Annotated in this window: 12 protein-coding genes; all 12 read right to left on the bottom strand. The window is 48.2% G+C overall.

Annotation, left to right across the window (positions count from 1 at the left end; translation table 11 throughout):
• A partial coding sequence (locus J4G02_18515; GenBank protein MCE2396529.1) for a permease-like cell division protein FtsX occupies positions 1-431 on the bottom strand: 431 nt, incomplete at its 3' end.
• A gap of 227 nt (positions 432-658) precedes the next feature.
• Positions 659-1,633, bottom strand: a complete 975-nt coding sequence (locus J4G02_18510; GenBank protein ID MCE2396528.1) for a MoxR family ATPase — start codon at positions 1,631-1,633, stop codon at positions 659-661.
• A 275-nt stretch (positions 1,634-1,908) separates the two neighbouring features.
• Entirely contained in the window at positions 1,909-2,766 is an 858-nt protein-coding gene (locus J4G02_18505; protein ID MCE2396527.1) for a PmoA family protein, read from the bottom strand.
• A 356-nt stretch (positions 2,767-3,122) separates the two neighbouring features.
• Positions 3,123-4,514, bottom strand: coding sequence for a hypothetical protein (locus J4G02_18500; GenBank protein MCE2396526.1), 1,392 nt, complete (start codon positions 4,512-4,514; stop codon positions 3,123-3,125).
• A complete protein-coding gene (gene dnaE / locus J4G02_18495; GenBank protein ID MCE2396525.1) occupies positions 4,468-6,624 on the bottom strand; it encodes a DNA polymerase III subunit alpha in 2,157 nt (718 codons plus the stop codon). The genes J4G02_18500 and dnaE overlap by 47 nt, the downstream gene beginning before the upstream one ends.
• 100 nt (positions 6,625-6,724) lie before the next feature.
• Positions 6,725-7,672 (bottom strand): hypothetical protein, encoded by a 948-nt coding sequence (locus J4G02_18490; protein MCE2396524.1) that lies wholly within the window; start codon positions 7,670-7,672, stop codon positions 6,725-6,727.
• A 178-nt stretch (positions 7,673-7,850) separates the two neighbouring features.
• Complete coding sequence (locus J4G02_18485) at positions 7,851-9,221, bottom strand: DEAD/DEAH box helicase family protein (GenBank protein ID MCE2396523.1); 1,371 nt, start codon at positions 9,219-9,221, stop codon at positions 7,851-7,853.
• A 59-nt stretch (positions 9,222-9,280) separates the two neighbouring features.
• The gene (locus J4G02_18480; protein MCE2396522.1) at positions 9,281-9,709 is read right to left on the bottom strand and encodes a cupin domain-containing protein; all 429 of its coding nucleotides are present in this window, start codon (positions 9,707-9,709) and stop codon (positions 9,281-9,283) included.
• Positions 9,710-10,053: 344 nt separating this feature from the next.
• Entirely contained in the window at positions 10,054-11,358 is a 1,305-nt protein-coding gene (locus tag J4G02_18475) for an asparagine synthetase B (protein ID MCE2396521.1), read from the bottom strand.
• A 460-nt stretch (positions 11,359-11,818) separates the two neighbouring features.
• Positions 11,819-12,991 carry a hypothetical protein gene (locus J4G02_18470; GenBank protein ID MCE2396520.1) on the bottom strand — a complete coding sequence of 391 codons (1,173 nt, stop codon included), beginning with the start codon at positions 12,989-12,991 and terminating at the stop codon, positions 11,819-11,821.
• A 349-nt stretch (positions 12,992-13,340) separates the two neighbouring features.
• The gene (locus J4G02_18465) at positions 13,341-14,180 is read right to left on the bottom strand and encodes a M48 family metalloprotease (GenBank protein MCE2396519.1); all 840 of its coding nucleotides are present in this window, start codon (positions 14,178-14,180) and stop codon (positions 13,341-13,343) included.
• Between the two features lie 426 nt (positions 14,181-14,606).
• Positions 14,607-14,786 carry a hypothetical protein gene (locus J4G02_18460; protein MCE2396518.1) on the bottom strand — a complete coding sequence of 60 codons (180 nt, stop codon included), beginning with the start codon at positions 14,784-14,786 and terminating at the stop codon, positions 14,607-14,609.
• Between the last annotated feature and the right edge of the window lie 138 nt (positions 14,787-14,924).

The following is a 14,924-nucleotide window of genomic DNA, read 5'->3' as shown; positions in this document are numbered from 1 at the left end:
CGAATCTGAGTGACATGCTGCAACAATTTTTCCGGAGCGACTAAGGTATCTGTGATATAAATCTCCAGCGAGGCGGGGAATGGGTTACTATCTGCAAAGCCCTCTGTGAGGATCTTTCCAAATTCACCAAACATCTCCTCACCCCGTTCAAGGGCTTCCTCTTTAGAAATATAAGTCACGGTTGCAGCCCAATCGATCTTCTCAAGTTGGCTACGAAATTCCCGCCCTTGGGACTCACCGACCCTGTCTTTAAGGAAGACAATCATTGCTGGTCTGTCTTTAAGACCTTCAATTTGCTCGCGTAGATAGTTGCTAATTAGGATTAACGCGCTCCCGATTATGACTGTCAGGGTGATAATTACAATACTTAGGAAACTAACAAAACCGCCGTGTCGAATATTGGAAAATGATTCTTCAAATAAGTACCACATAGATAGATGTCAAAAATAGATAGATGTCAAGAGTAATAGGTAAAATGTAAAGACTCATGTTAAAAGAAAGTGCAACACACAAAAAGCGTAAAACGTGATGCGTAAAACGTGAAAACCCTTTGTTCATTGGTTCATTACTAAACGAGTGAACTCATAAATTCAATCGGTTTCAGTTGCACCATTTCTTTACATGAGCCAATGTAAAAACTGTACCAAACTGCACCAGTTTATAAGGAACTCATAATATTCTTAATGATATCATCGGTCTGGATGCCCTCTCCCTCACCTTCAAAGTTCAAAATGATACGATGGCGTAAGGCTGGCAGTGCAACCGATTGTACGTCTTCAAAAGCAACATTGTAACGCCCATCAAGCAGCGCCTTGATCTTCGCTGTTAACGTAATCGCCTGCATCCCACGAATACTCGCACCCAATTCAACATACTGCCTCGTCATCTCTGGGCTGTCGGGGTTATCCGGATGCGTAGCGCGGATAAGCTGAATGATATAGCGTTCCACATGTTCAGCGATCAGCACGCCCCGGACGAGTTGACGCATTGACTGAATCGTCTCTGCATCACTAATCTTCCCAATAGAGGTCTCCACCTCGGCTGTTGTTCGTCGCAGGATCTCACCAAGCTGAGCTTCGTCTGGAAAATTAATCTGGAGCTTGAACAGAAACCGATCCAGTTGTGCCTCTGGTAAACGGTACGTTCCGTCCATCTCAATAGGATTCTGAGTCGCAAGCACACAGAACGGCTCTTCCAGTTTATAACTGGTCCGTGCGACGCTCACAGTACGTTCCTGCATCGCCTCCAGCAGCGCAGATTGCGTACGGGGTGTCGCCCGGTTAATCTCGTCTGCAAGGATAATCTGTGCGAAAATAGGTCCCTGCTGAAATTCAAACTGCTTCCGCCCTTGGTTATCTTCGACGAGGAGCATTGTCCCTGTGATATCCGATGGCATCATGTCCGGCGTAAACTGGATTCGGTTGAACGACAAACTGAGTGCCTCGCTCAGGGTATAAATCAACTGTGTTTTGCCTAAGCCGGGGACACCTTCAAGGAGCGCATGCCCATTGGCAAAGAGACAGAGTAGCACGCCTTCAATTACCTCATCTTGTCCAACGATGCGCTTGTGAATCTCTGCCTCCACTCGTTTGAAGTTTTCCTTAAACTGCTGTACTTGAGCTTCTAGAGGCATGGTCGAGACCTAGTATATTAAGTTAATTAGTTCATTGGTTCATTGGTTCATTAGTTCACTGAAACAATTCTCCCTGTCCATTGCGCTCCGCTGGAGCAAGGAGTAAGGTAATTCAACTTGAAAAATGATGGATTTTCAATGCCTAGGGCGTGTTGACATTTTGCTGTTGCTAATTCGGCAAACGCTATAATCATCGGGCAATCTGCCAAATGTAGCGCAAACTGTTAGTTTACGGGCTGGATCACAATCTAACAGATTGTGGTACAAAAGACCACTTACCAACGCGGCGGCGTTTCAATGAACTGATTATAATAACGCTCAACATTAGCATTGGTTGCATCACCCTCGTGGATGAGAATCCGAAACCGTTGTGTCAAACTTTCACCACGGGAGAGTTGGTATCGGTCTAGCAAGGTGAAGTTCGTTAGAAACGTACCGTAGTTTCGCGTAAAGAACGCTGAAGGCGGATTCGATGGGTGGTTCATCAGTGTCACACCGACTGTTTGACTGGCAACAACTCCGCTGTAGTCTGTCCAATCGGCGGACTGTCCCATCGCCTCTTCCTCGTTGCGTTGACCGTTGGCGTTGAGGATTGTTCCTCCATCTTCCACGTCCATTGTATCGGCAACACGCACACCGAGAAATGCGTGGTTATCTTGTGCAAACGTCAGATCCGTTTGGCTGGCAATCAGTGTACTTGTCAAGTCAATGATATGAGCTCCCTCGCCGGGAATCACTGTGAAGTTGCGCTCCTCCTCCAACAGACGCACATCTGCTTTCGTTATCCAGCCGTTATGCGTCATGACATGAATGCCGCTCTCATCAATCTCATGCTGGCTCTGTTCCAACACAATGTCACCGAGGTTTGATCGGGTTGGATTGTTGTCGTGGAAGAAGTTAATTCCATTCACATCTGCATGGCCGATAAAAATCGACTTGTGATGATTATAACGATAGGCACAGGTAGATGTGACTTCGCGTCCGCTCGGAGAGTAAACAGGGTAGAAATCGGGACGCGATTTGTACATATCGCCGTATTGGGTATAGCCCCTATTATAGGCGAGGAAAAATGTTTTTCCGCTATAGAATTTGAAGCGCAGTTCTTCTTCGATAATTCTTGGAACAACAGTCATTGGATAGCTCGCGGTAGTATACAGGTAACAATCCCGATGAAACTCAGTCAAAAGAAAATGCAAAATACTAAGAGCGTGAAACGTGATGCGTAAAACGTGAAAAATGAACTATAGTGGACCTTAGAATTAATGAGACACTCCAAACCGGTGCGGGTGAAAACCGTACCTACCGGGGGACGAAAGTGTCTATTTATTTTTTGAATTCACCATGATTATACATTACAGATGGGCACTTAACCCCCCTACCCCCCCTTATCAGGGGGGAATTAACTGATTTATAGATTTCACCATAAATCAGTTTCTGTTGCACAATTTCTTAACATGAACCCCCGATGAAATCTGTGTACGGCTACAATCTATTCGACATAACTCATTGACGAGGTTTTCTCTCCGACACGGATGGTGCGATTGCTCGGCTTAACGGAGTCGCTGCCGAAGAGCGCTTCAATTTCCGACACCGTTTGAGACGGATATGAAATATTGTAGCGTGCGCTGCACTGTGCAATGACCTCACCATATTTGGGAGTAAGCAGCCGTAGGATGAGATCGTGGTCGCCCTTCGCACGCACGCAGATATTCCGCAGTGTATCGAGCTTCTGTTGATTAGCGGCATCGCTTTCAGGGATCGTGACTTCCACCGCTGATGTCAATCGCTCGACCACCGCATCAATGGGCAAAATCTCTTCTGCCAGAATCTGATGGGTGTCCTCTTCTATTTCGTCATCGCCCCCGCCATTTCTCCGCCGATTTTCGCCAACGTTACCCCGAATCCATACCACCGCGTCTTCTTCTATAGCCTCACGCGAAGCCTTGTAGGCTTCCGGGAAAACAACAACATCCGTAGTCCCCTCCAAGTCCTCAACAACGAGAATTGCCATCGGATCGCCCTTCTTCGTCTTCGTGAGACGGAGGGATACAATCTGACCGGCGGCATATACCTCTGTCCCGTTTGGAGGTTCCCCAAGCGTTTGGGAAGTAACCGTAGTATAGTATTTCATAATATCGTCATACTGCTCTAGTGGGTGTCCAGACAGATAGAAGCCGAGTTGTTCTTTCTCATTCCTCAGTATATCGGCATGTGACCATTCTGGTGCATCAGCCAACTCTACTTGTGTTATCGGCATCTCTTCAACCGCCCCGAAAAGTCCCATTTGCCCCTTCTCCCTGTCTTGCTGGGCACTCTGAGCCACTTTCATAGTCTGCTCAAGACTTGCGAGTTGTTGCGCCCGATGTCCATCAAGTGCGTCAAATGCTCCCGCCATAATCAGACTCTCAATCGCCCGTTTGTTGACCACTTTTGTATCGACCCGTTCGCAAAAGTCTTGGAGCGATTTGAACGAACCGCCCTGCTCCCGCGCTTCGACAATCGCCTCAAGCGCGATTTCGCTGACATTTTTGACCGCAGCAAGTCCGAAGCGGATGTCGTCGCCAACGACGGTAAAATCTTTGCTACTGCTGCTAATGTCCGGCGGCAGGACTTGGATTGGCGTTTCGAGGTATTCGGACAGTTGGCTACATTCAGCGATATATTTTCGGATCTTGTCGCTGTCAGCCGATTCGCCGGTCATCATCGACGCCATGAATTCACGGGGGTAGTGCGTCTTGAGATAAGCGGTTTGATAGGAGAGAATTGCATAAGCAACGGTGTGGGATCGGTTAAAGGCATATCGACCGAAGGGTTCGAGGTAATCGAAAACTTTTTCAGCTTCCTCCGTCGATGAACTTTTCACGCTGCATCTTGAGGACATCCATCTTCTTCTTGCCCATCGCATCGCGGAGGACATCTGCCTCACCCAGCGTAAAGTTAGCCATATCCCGCGCGATCTGCATCACCTGTTCCTGATAGATACACACACCGTAGGTATTTTTCAGTGCGTCTTCAAGGGTCGGGTGGAGATATTCTACCTTTTCCACCTTCAGTTTTCTACGAATGAAGCTGTCCATCATACCGCTGTCAAGTGGTCCGGGGCGGTAGAGCGCAGGAATGGGTATGAAGTCCTCAAAGTTGTTCGGCTTAATCTGCATGATAACGCGGCGCATCCCCGGCGAGGTTTCCAACTGAAAGAGGCCTCCGACGAGGCCGTGACTGATGAGTCCATACGTCTTTTCGTCATCGAATGGGATTTCCTCAAGCGAGAGTTCGACACCGTGATTCGTCTTGATCCGTGCAAGGCAGTCATAGACCTCGCTCAAGGTTCGCAGTCCGAGGAAGTCGAATTTGACCATACCGACATCTTCAAGCATCTTGAGATCGAATTGTGTTGCGATGCGGTCATGCTTATCCTTAAAGAGGGGAACATAATCGGTCAGCGGACCGTTCGACAGTACCACCCCGCATGCATGGATCGAGACGTGCCGCTTCATGCCCTCAATTGATTTGGCGATGTCCATCATCTCGGGAGGTTCTGATGCTTCGGCGACCTCACGAAGTTGGGGGACATCTTCTAGTGCCTCGTCAAGCGTCACACCGGGAATGGTAGGAACGAGTTGCGTTACTCGCCGAACATCCTGCACCGGCACATCGAGCGCCCTGCCGACATCGGCGACAGCGGCTTTCGCACCAAACGTGCTGAATGTTGCCACCTGTCCGACACACTCCGCTCCATACTTTTCGGTCAGGTAATCAATGACAATTTTGCGATGTTCATCTCCAAAGTCGATGTCAATATCGGGCATACTGATCCGATCTAGGTTCAGGAACCGCTCGAACATACAGTCATATTTCATCGGTTCAAACGTCGTAACGCCAAGCGCGAAAAGCGCTAAACTTCCACCCGCCGAACCGCGGGCGTTGAGCGGGAACCCACGTTCACGGGCGAAATTGACATAATCCCACACAATCAGCAGATAGCCGGCATAACCCGTTTTTTGGATAATATCCAGTTCATACTCAAGCCGCTTTTTCATCTCGGTCGAAAGCTCACCATATTTTTTACGGAGTGCGTCATAGCATAGTGTGCTGAGGTATGAGTCCGCCGTATAACCTTCAGGGACTTGGTATTTCGGCATGATGTGCTCGCCGTAATCGAGTTGTAGTTGGCAGCGGTTGGCGATCTCAAGCGTATTGGTAATTGCCTCAGGGGGAAACTCCGCTAAGACTTTGTGCATCTCATCATTATTCTTGAAGTAAAACTGATTCAGGAACCTCATGCGGTCTTCTTCCTTCACCGCACGTTTCATTTGAATACATAGCAGCACATCGTGCATCGTGTGGTCGGTACTATTAAGATAATGGCAATCATTTGTTCCGACAATCGGCAAATTATGTTCGTTGGCAAGTTCAACCATCACAGGGTAGGCACGCGCTTCTTCGGGGATGCCGTGATTCTGAACTTCAACGTACAGGTTATCTTTACCCATGATGTCCTGAAGCATCTGGAAGTTTTTTACCGCTCCTTCGCGCTGATCGGCGGCAAGCAGCGCAGGAACATAGCCTTGAATACACCCTGTCAAGGCAATAATCCCTTCGCGGTGTTCGCGCAAAATTTCCATATCAATGCGGGGTCTGGAATAGAAACCTTCGAGGTAGGCGATTGACCCGAGCTTCATGAGGTTTTTATATCCGGTCGCATCTTCCGCCAGCAGTGTCAGATGGTAAGGGCTGCCTTGATTCTTGCCGCGCCCATGGCGGCTGCCGGGGGCAACGTACGCCTCACAGCCAACAATTGGATTGACGCCTTTGTCCTTTGCTTTTGTGTAAAACTCCCATGCACCGAACATGTTGCCGTGGTCTGTTAGCGCGACAGCGGGCGCACTGTTTTCGTAAGCCCATTCAATCATGTCAGGGATTCGACAAGCACCGTCAAGTAGACTATATTCGCTATGGTTGTGTAGATGAACAAATGCAGATTTTGCCATATCGCGTATCCTTCCAATGAGCAATTGAACAGTTGAGTTATCAAAAAATCAAGGCGTCTGTCTATGTAGATATGCTTCGCAATAGTTTGCCGGTAAGCATTCAATGGTCATGATCGTGGTCATGATCAGCGTGCTGATGGTCTCCGTGCTGATGGCCATCGTAGTGATGCACGTCATGATGACTGTGAGTTACATCGCGGGTCAAGAAGAAAACAGCTAGCAAACCAACCATGAAAGCCATTGCCCCGGTAACCGTATCAAGAGCAAATATTCTTTCTCTCATCGGACGCGCTTCGTGGGAATGTTTTTCTTCGGAATGATCATGTTCCTCTTCGGAATGCGGAGCGTGGGCATGAGATGCGTGACCGCCATGAAAACTCTCGATTACCACATTCAGCAGCGTACCGGCGGCAAAGGCTGTCAGGTAGTCGATAAATTGACCGAATCCGCCGGTCAAAATTCGTTCCCCGATGACCGCACCAATGACTGGCGCGATTGAGAGCGGGAGAAGCCGTCCAACGGTTGCGATAAATGCGAGTCGTAAACTAAGATATAGACGGGACCCGAAGGGCAGGCGGCGTCCGATTGTCGCGATGAGCGTGTTGTCGCTGAGAAATACCAGCGTCAACACGAAAGCGATTGGCAGATGATGGACTAAAATCACAATGGCAAGCCCGATACCAAGTTCTTCGTTTTTGCTTGCAATAGCGAGGTTAAATCCGTCGGTTAGTGCGTGAATAGATAGCCCAATGACTGTCAAATCCGCGACCCATCGGTGATTCTGTATCGGGAATCGAGGATTGTGATGGCTAATCCGCTCAATCAGAAAGATTGGGACAAAACCGGCTGCCATGATAAGGAGACTGACCCAGCCAAGATCTTCATAAAGGTGGGGTATGAGGTAAAAACCGATTAAGCCCACAACGGTACTGGCAGTGAAACCCGTGAGTATTGCGAAAATGACAGGATCTGAACGTAGCGTATAAAAGGCGATGACAGCACCGATGAAGACCGAGAGCACAGCTATAACTAGACAGATAATAAGCATAGAATCTTAGGGCTAGCACCCCACTCCTTAATGGGGCAGGAAAATTCGTTTCTTTGTATGTAAGGGTAGTTTACTTTATTGTAACCCAGCTACTATGTTTTTGTCACTGAAAATCCGAATCCAATATGTTCAGTAACCCATTTCAAAACAAAAATTTTAGACTGTCAGGGCTTGCACGTTACACATCATTTTTCACAGGCTTTTGTCGTCTGCGTTGAGACACACTCTTTTCGAGTGTGTCCTTGGTCACCACTTCGTACAAGATCGCATATTTCCCTTCACTTTTGCGAAGAATGCGACCCAACCGTTGCGTATATTCTCGCGTACTCCCGCTGCCGCCGAGGATTATACCGATGTTTGCCTCCGGAACATTGATTCCTTCGTTAAGCACTTTTGACGTAACGATGGCGGGATATTCGCCGGCGTTAAAGCGTTCCAGAATCCGTTTGCGTTCTTTGGTTTTGGTCTGATGCGTAATTGTCGGCAGCAGGTGGCGCGTGGAGATGTGATAGGCGAAACGGTTGCTCCCGGTGAAAATCAAGACTCGATCTTTGCGATGTTGTTTCAGTAGGGATTCGAGCAGCACCAACTTGGCTTCGGCTTCAAGTGCAATGGCTTTGGATCTGTTCAATGCAAGCATCGCCCGCCGTGCCTTCTTTTCTCGTGTGCTCAGTCGGACAAATTTGCCCCAGCCCCCGCCAAACAGTTGGATATTTCGATCGCGTAGAAAACCGAGGTAGATTGCGCGTTCCCGTGTATATTCCTCCCGCTCCTCCTCAGTCAATTCGACGTAGAGCCGAACGGTTTCATATTCTGATAGATACTCGCCTTTGAGCTCGTCAATCGACTTTCGATAGACCACGCCACCGATCAGTTGACGGAGTTTCCCCTCCATTCGGTCTGCCCGTTCATAGGTTGCCGTCAAGCCGAGTCGCCTCGAAGCGATACTGAGTTCTGGAATGTGGCTGTAGCTCGGAGAAGGGAGGTGATGTACTTCGTCAAAAATAAGGAATCCGAAGCGATTGCCGTATTCGTTGCTGTAGCGATACGCGCTGTCATAAGTCGTGACGGTAATCTCTTGGAGTTCGTGGTATCCACCGCCCAAGATACCAATTTCGAGGTCGAAGGCGTTGGTCAGCAGGTCGTACCATTGGTTGAGCAGATCAATTGTCGGCACAACGACCAGTGTGCTGCGTCCCACATGTTCAATGGCTTTGAGGGCAAGAAGCGTTTTGCCTGCGCCCGTCGGTAAAACAACTGTACCGAGGCAACCTGCATCGATCCACGCCTGCAACCCTTCCCGTTGATAGTTGTGGAGATCGAAATCCAGCTTGAGCGTTGGCTTGATGGTTCTGTATTTCGGAACGGTCGTTGTGTACTGGACCCCATTTTCGCGCAACTGCTCGACAGCGATTGGGTAGTGCAACGCAAGGGCACGCCATTTCTCGACCCGCGTATCCCATTGAAAGTGCGGGGGCGGTGTCTCTGCGTTTTCAGCGATAACCGTGCCGCCGTCGTAGCGGAAATAAACTTTCTTTTCTTCGCTCATAACTCGTCGGATTTATCTCCAGATATATCTTCGGGAACCGTATCGCTCAATCATCGGTATCACCCATCGGGATTCGCATCTTCTGTTTCACTAAAGACTTCCATCCCAGCAGATCCATCGGCAACTTGCCGAATTTGTGTCTCGAAGCCGGGGGGCGATAGTGCCCATGTAATCCAGAGCGGCGTGTCGCCGGTGTTGACAAAGCGGTGTTCGACCTTCGGTGGCAGATAAATCACCGTTCCCGGTTTCAGGTCTGCCACCTCGTCAGCGACATATCCTACACCTTCCCCACCAAATACAAAGATGATTTCCTCCGCGTCGGCGTGCGAATGCCACGGGATTTCGCTGTGGGGATCAATCTCCTCTAACCCCATCGAAAAATGCTCTGTATCCGCTGTCTTGGGTTCAATACAGGTGTAGAGTGTGCGGGGTGCTTCGCCTTCAATCCGAACGACTTCTGCATCTTCTTTGTGGAAAAAGTATCCCATCGTATTCTCCTTTTTAACCTTTGGTGTGAGTTGATAAAGTTGTCGTTTCCCTCATTGTTCAAGCATTCATTCGTTCATCGGTTCAAGAGTACATTAACAGTCTGTAGGTCGAGTTTTCATGCCCGACATCTATCAGAAATAACCAAATTTACGACACACATGTCGCCCCGCTGGGGCTTGGGTGAATTGTTTTACCGATGTGCTATACACATATCGCCCCGCTGGGCTTTGTAGATCGGGCAAGATGCCCGACCTACAGGGACGGCGTTGGGTTTCACTTCGTTCAACCCAACCTACGGATTATCACGCACAGTGTTGATGTTTCCCGTTTTACGTTTCACGCATTATGTTTTTTGTGGTTTTTTCTTCGCTGCGGGGAACAAGATATTATTCAGGATCAGCCGATAGCCCGGCGAATGTTTATGGAGATCTAGGTTGGTCGGGACCCTGCCCTCCCCAACGAGGTGCCGATAATCCTCCGGATCGTGTCCGCCGAGAAATGTGAAGGTTCCCTTCCCCAACTTGCCGTGGATGTATTTAGCGTAGCGGGTCCCTTCGATGTCACCCATGATAGTGATAGTCTCACGGATAGTGTTCTCATTGAACGATGTGGTTTGTCCGAGGAATCCCCGCACACGATTGACATGATTTTGGGTGAGCATAGTGGGGATAGGATCATGTTTTGCGGCAAACTCAAACAGGATGAAATCCTCCAGACCTGAGAGCGGGTTGAGCTCTGGTCTAGGGTTATCAATATTTGAAAATTCGTACCGATTCGGATTGGGGTAAAGGACAAACCTTTCAAAAGCGAAGGTTTTACTGAAATCGAGCTTGGACTGATAGCCTGGATCCAGTGGGGTCCCGTCAAGTTCAGGGGCAACGATGTCCACACTTCCTCCGTTTGTAGAGAGTGCGATATCCAGCGTTTCTGGTGCGGAACACATGGCGAAAAGGAATCCACCTTTGACGATGTAATCCTGAATTAATTGAGTAATGTATGCCTTGTGCTTCGGCACGCTGTTAAATCCTGCATCCGCTGCAGCTCCCTCAAATAGGTGTTTGCGCTGCTGATACCAGACCTGTCCCTTATACGCGCTGTGGAATTTTCCGTGCTGTCCTGTAAAATCTTCGTGATGCAGATGTAGCCAATCGTACTGCCCCGTAAACAGTACACCGGCTTCGACCTCTTTATCCCAAATTGTATCGTAGGGGATCTCCGCGTATTCGAGGGCGATTTTTACGGCATCGTCCCACGGATCTCGGTAGGGCGAATCCTCCGATGGAGCGTATACGGCGATCTTGGGCGCTTTTTCCAGCAAGATCTCATCCATATTGCTGTTATCCATTTCTACTTGGATGGCACCGTACTCAGCATTTGAGATTGGCTGAAAACTGACCCCCATCACTTGCGCTTTCAGTTGTACATCCGGGGAATCATTCAGCAGAAAAGAGCCGCCGCGATAGTTTAATAACCATTTTGCATCATATTCGCGTGGAACTTCTAGCGTCCAGTAGGTCAATCCGTAAGCCTTCAGATGATTGACCTGTGTATTATCCATCGGCACAAGTAGCCACTGTGGGTAGACGCTGCTGGTTATCGCAAAAAAAAGGAGTAAGGACAGTGAGGGTAGTTTGTTTGTTGAGGTCATCGGTTTTCCTTTTGTTTGAAAACTATGATCCCTAGGGTCATTTATAGTGGATGTTAGAATTATGGTAGATTTTAGAATTACATAGACACTCCTAATGCACAGCCAACCCCCTAAATCCCCCAACCCCCTATCAGGGGGACTTTGGAAGCTTCGTGAAGGTCGAAGTTATTGGTAAATGTCCACTTATTTCTCTAATTCACCATAATTAGACAATCCACACCGGTGCGGTTGGAAACCGCACCTACCGGGGGACGAGAGTGTTTATTTATTTTTTGAATTCACCATAGTTTTCGGCTGTCAGTTCTCGGTTTTGGATAAGAAGCGAGTTCTTCCACTAAGTGAATACCTAACATCACAGAGAATCCGTCCCTCAATACCAGAAATCTATCCCTCCATTGCTTCAAAGCGTTGGTCCATCTGTTCAAATCGGTAATTGAAAAGTTGGACTAGCGCGTCAATACTATTGAACTTGGCTGGCGGCGTAATGGAGGATATTCTCGATCAATCTCTTGTTTCTTTCAACGGTGTACTGATTATCATTGCGGAGGCTGGTGATGATGTACAGGCCTTTGCCGTGCTTTCGCACACCCACAACGAGGTCTTGTCCGTCATTGGAAGTCGCTAATACTTGAAAGTCACTGTCCCAATCCGTCCAAGTGTCATCGATATACAGACGCCCGGCTTGGATCTCATTCGGTTCGGCAAACAGTTTTTGACCATGCTCTGTGACAGCAAAATCCTGAGTCGGCTTTCGTTCAACACCGTTCACATTTCCCGCCAACCAACCGATTTCAAACGGCTCTTCCCGATCCGCGTCCTGTCCGCTCACAATAACAATCCCGCCATTTTCGACGAACGCTTTGATCTTCTTCTCAGTTGTTTCGTTGAGCAGGTAGCCGCCATAAGCGATCTCCCGATGTCCGAGCCACAAAATATCCACTTCGTCTAAGTCGGGCAAGGCGGGATCTTGGGTTGCCTCGTACGCCATCGTTCTGTTCTCAACCTTGCGGACAGATCGGATGGCGTTGTATTCATAACTGACGGTGTTGGTTGGCACAGGAACGGGACTATCAGAGGGCATGGCTTCAGTATTTCCCGTCAAAGTCAATATCTTCAAGGCATCTTCCGGCGCACCCACCCATCGCTCACCTGCGAGAATCGCTCGGATAACCTCTCGGAATTCCATAGTTGTTCCATCGAATGTCCGCTCCATATAGGGACACAGATGAGTAAACACCCACCATCCTTTAGGATCTCTCGTGCGGTTTCTATACCACGTTCCATCAAAATATCCAAGCGCTTCGACAACATACGTCTGTTGATAAAAAACGATGAGGGGCATACCGACTTTGAGTAGATCGATCATCTTCTGCGGAGAACTTCCTCGGACATACCAACCGGTGGCAATGTTGAGCTTAATCTGGTCGAGTTTTTGTCCCTTGAGGTCCTCCTCGACCTCAATGATGGCGTTCATTCTCTTGGTATCGACGCTTTTAATTTTTCCAAACGCGATATTGGTGCTCCCCTCAATAATCTCTTGGATGGTAAACTCTCGATAAATAAATCCTTGAGTATCTGAAGAGAATAACAGGACAACGAAAACCACGCTTAAAATGGGTAGGAACCAGCGCATTCTATAAATTCCTTTCGTCCGTTGATATTTGTTATTATGGTGGATCTTAGGACTAATGAGACATTCCAAATCGGCGCAGTAAGGAAAATGAAACTACCGTTCTACCGTTTGGTAGGCGCTGTTTCTAACGGCGCCTATTCGGTGCGGTTGAAAACCGCACCTACCTGCCCCGATCAATCGGGATCGCTGCACAGAGGGGCGGAAGTGTCTATTTATAGTAAAGTTTAGAATTATTGATACACTTCTTGTCAGGGGGACTTCGGAAACTTCGATCGGGTCGGAGTTCTTGGTAAATGTCTCCTTATTTCTCGTGTTTACTATATTTTTAGAACTCACCATAGTTTGTTTCTTACCGCTTCCCCGTCGGTGTTTTTGAAGGTGGTGGCAGCCGTTTTTTGATTTGGTGAAAGCGCCGAGAATCTGTCTTCAGATTGGATTTTCGGGGTAGTCTAGCGATCTGGGCACGGACAGCGGCAATCCGCTCAGCAGTTAGTGGATGTGTCGAGAAAAGTTGTTGAAGTTTCGACGGTTTGCTTTTCTGGAGTTTGAGAAGTTTTTCAAAAAATGTCGCCATCCCTTCGGGGTCAACCCCAGCGTCATACATCTCTTGGACGGCGTATATATCTGCCTCTCTCTCAGCGTCCCGGCTGTACTTCATAAGAACTCCGTTCGTAGCCAAGTTAGCGACCATCTGTTTGATTTTACTTTGGTCTTCTCCCAGAGCCAATTGTGCCACAGCTGCCAGCCCAAGTTGTCGGGTCATCTGCTTCACACCGTGCTTACCGACCACATGTCCGATTTCATGTCCAATCACCCCCGCTAACTCGGATTCGTTTGCTGCGGCACGAATTAGCCCGATATTCACATAGAGGTACCCGCCCGGTACGGCAAACGCATTGACAACTTCGGTGTTCACAACCTTGAAGTGGTATGTGATGTTCTGCCGTTGGGAATGGTTTACGAGGTGTTGTCCGAGTTGGTCGATGTACGCTGTCACAACCGGATCCGAGTAAATCTTCAGCTCCTTTTCGATCTCGCGAGAGAACTGTTTTCCGAGTTGGACTTCCTGCGTATCAGTGAAGATGTTAATATCGCTGATTCTTCCGGCACAACCGAACAATCCGCTACCGGTCGCCACAAATAGTGTGACAAATAAGGTGAGTTGGGGTATTTGACGATTTTTTCGCACCTTAATTCGCCTTGTTAGGAAATAGATGATGATTACGGGGTTGTAGACTCTTGTACATGTTAGAAATATGAGAATGGTTTTGAAGGGGCAAGGGGTAACAAACCGTACAGGCCCCCAAACTCACGATTGGTGTAGATTTTATCACACAATCGTTCCTTAAAAAAACAGCACAGAAACCAAAAACATACTCAAGCCAATTTCTATCTATCTGGAAATGAAGGGTTTCGGTCAAAAAAGAAAGGAGAAGGAAGGGAGGCGGTACGGATATCAACGCAAGGTGTGGTCAAGTGGAGAGCAAAAAATTAAGGCGTGGGGATCTTCTTTGAGATTACGGAGAGGTAAGAGGTGCGCGGGCGATTGCTTTGAATCCCGATCGTAGCACCGGGGCTCAAGTGTAACTCCTAAATGAAGATTCGGCAGTTTGTCTTACAGGTCATCATCGTCTACAGGCTCGAACAGGACGCTGCAGCTACTACAACGATATCCGCTCTCCGTATTGGATTCGTCAATGAGAAACAGCATACCGCAACAGATTGGGCACGGTTCCTCAATTTCCATTTCCACCCGTTCAAGGATTCCAGTTCTATCTTCAAACTCAACAAACATTTTAATCCTCTCTAAGAATCAGTAGCGATTTAGTGTGGGATCAATTTCAATTGCCCACTGGTCAATTCCACCGGTCAAACTTTTCACATTTTGGAAACCGTTTTGGTATAGGTAGTAAGCGGCTTGCATACTTCGCAT

It is taken from the genome of Candidatus Poribacteria bacterium (assembly GCA_021295755.1).
GTDB lineage: Bacteria > Poribacteria > WGA-4E > WGA-4E > PCPOR2b > PCPOR2b.
Note: the sequence above shows the minus strand (reverse complement) of the source record. Positions and strands in the feature narration are given on the sequence as shown.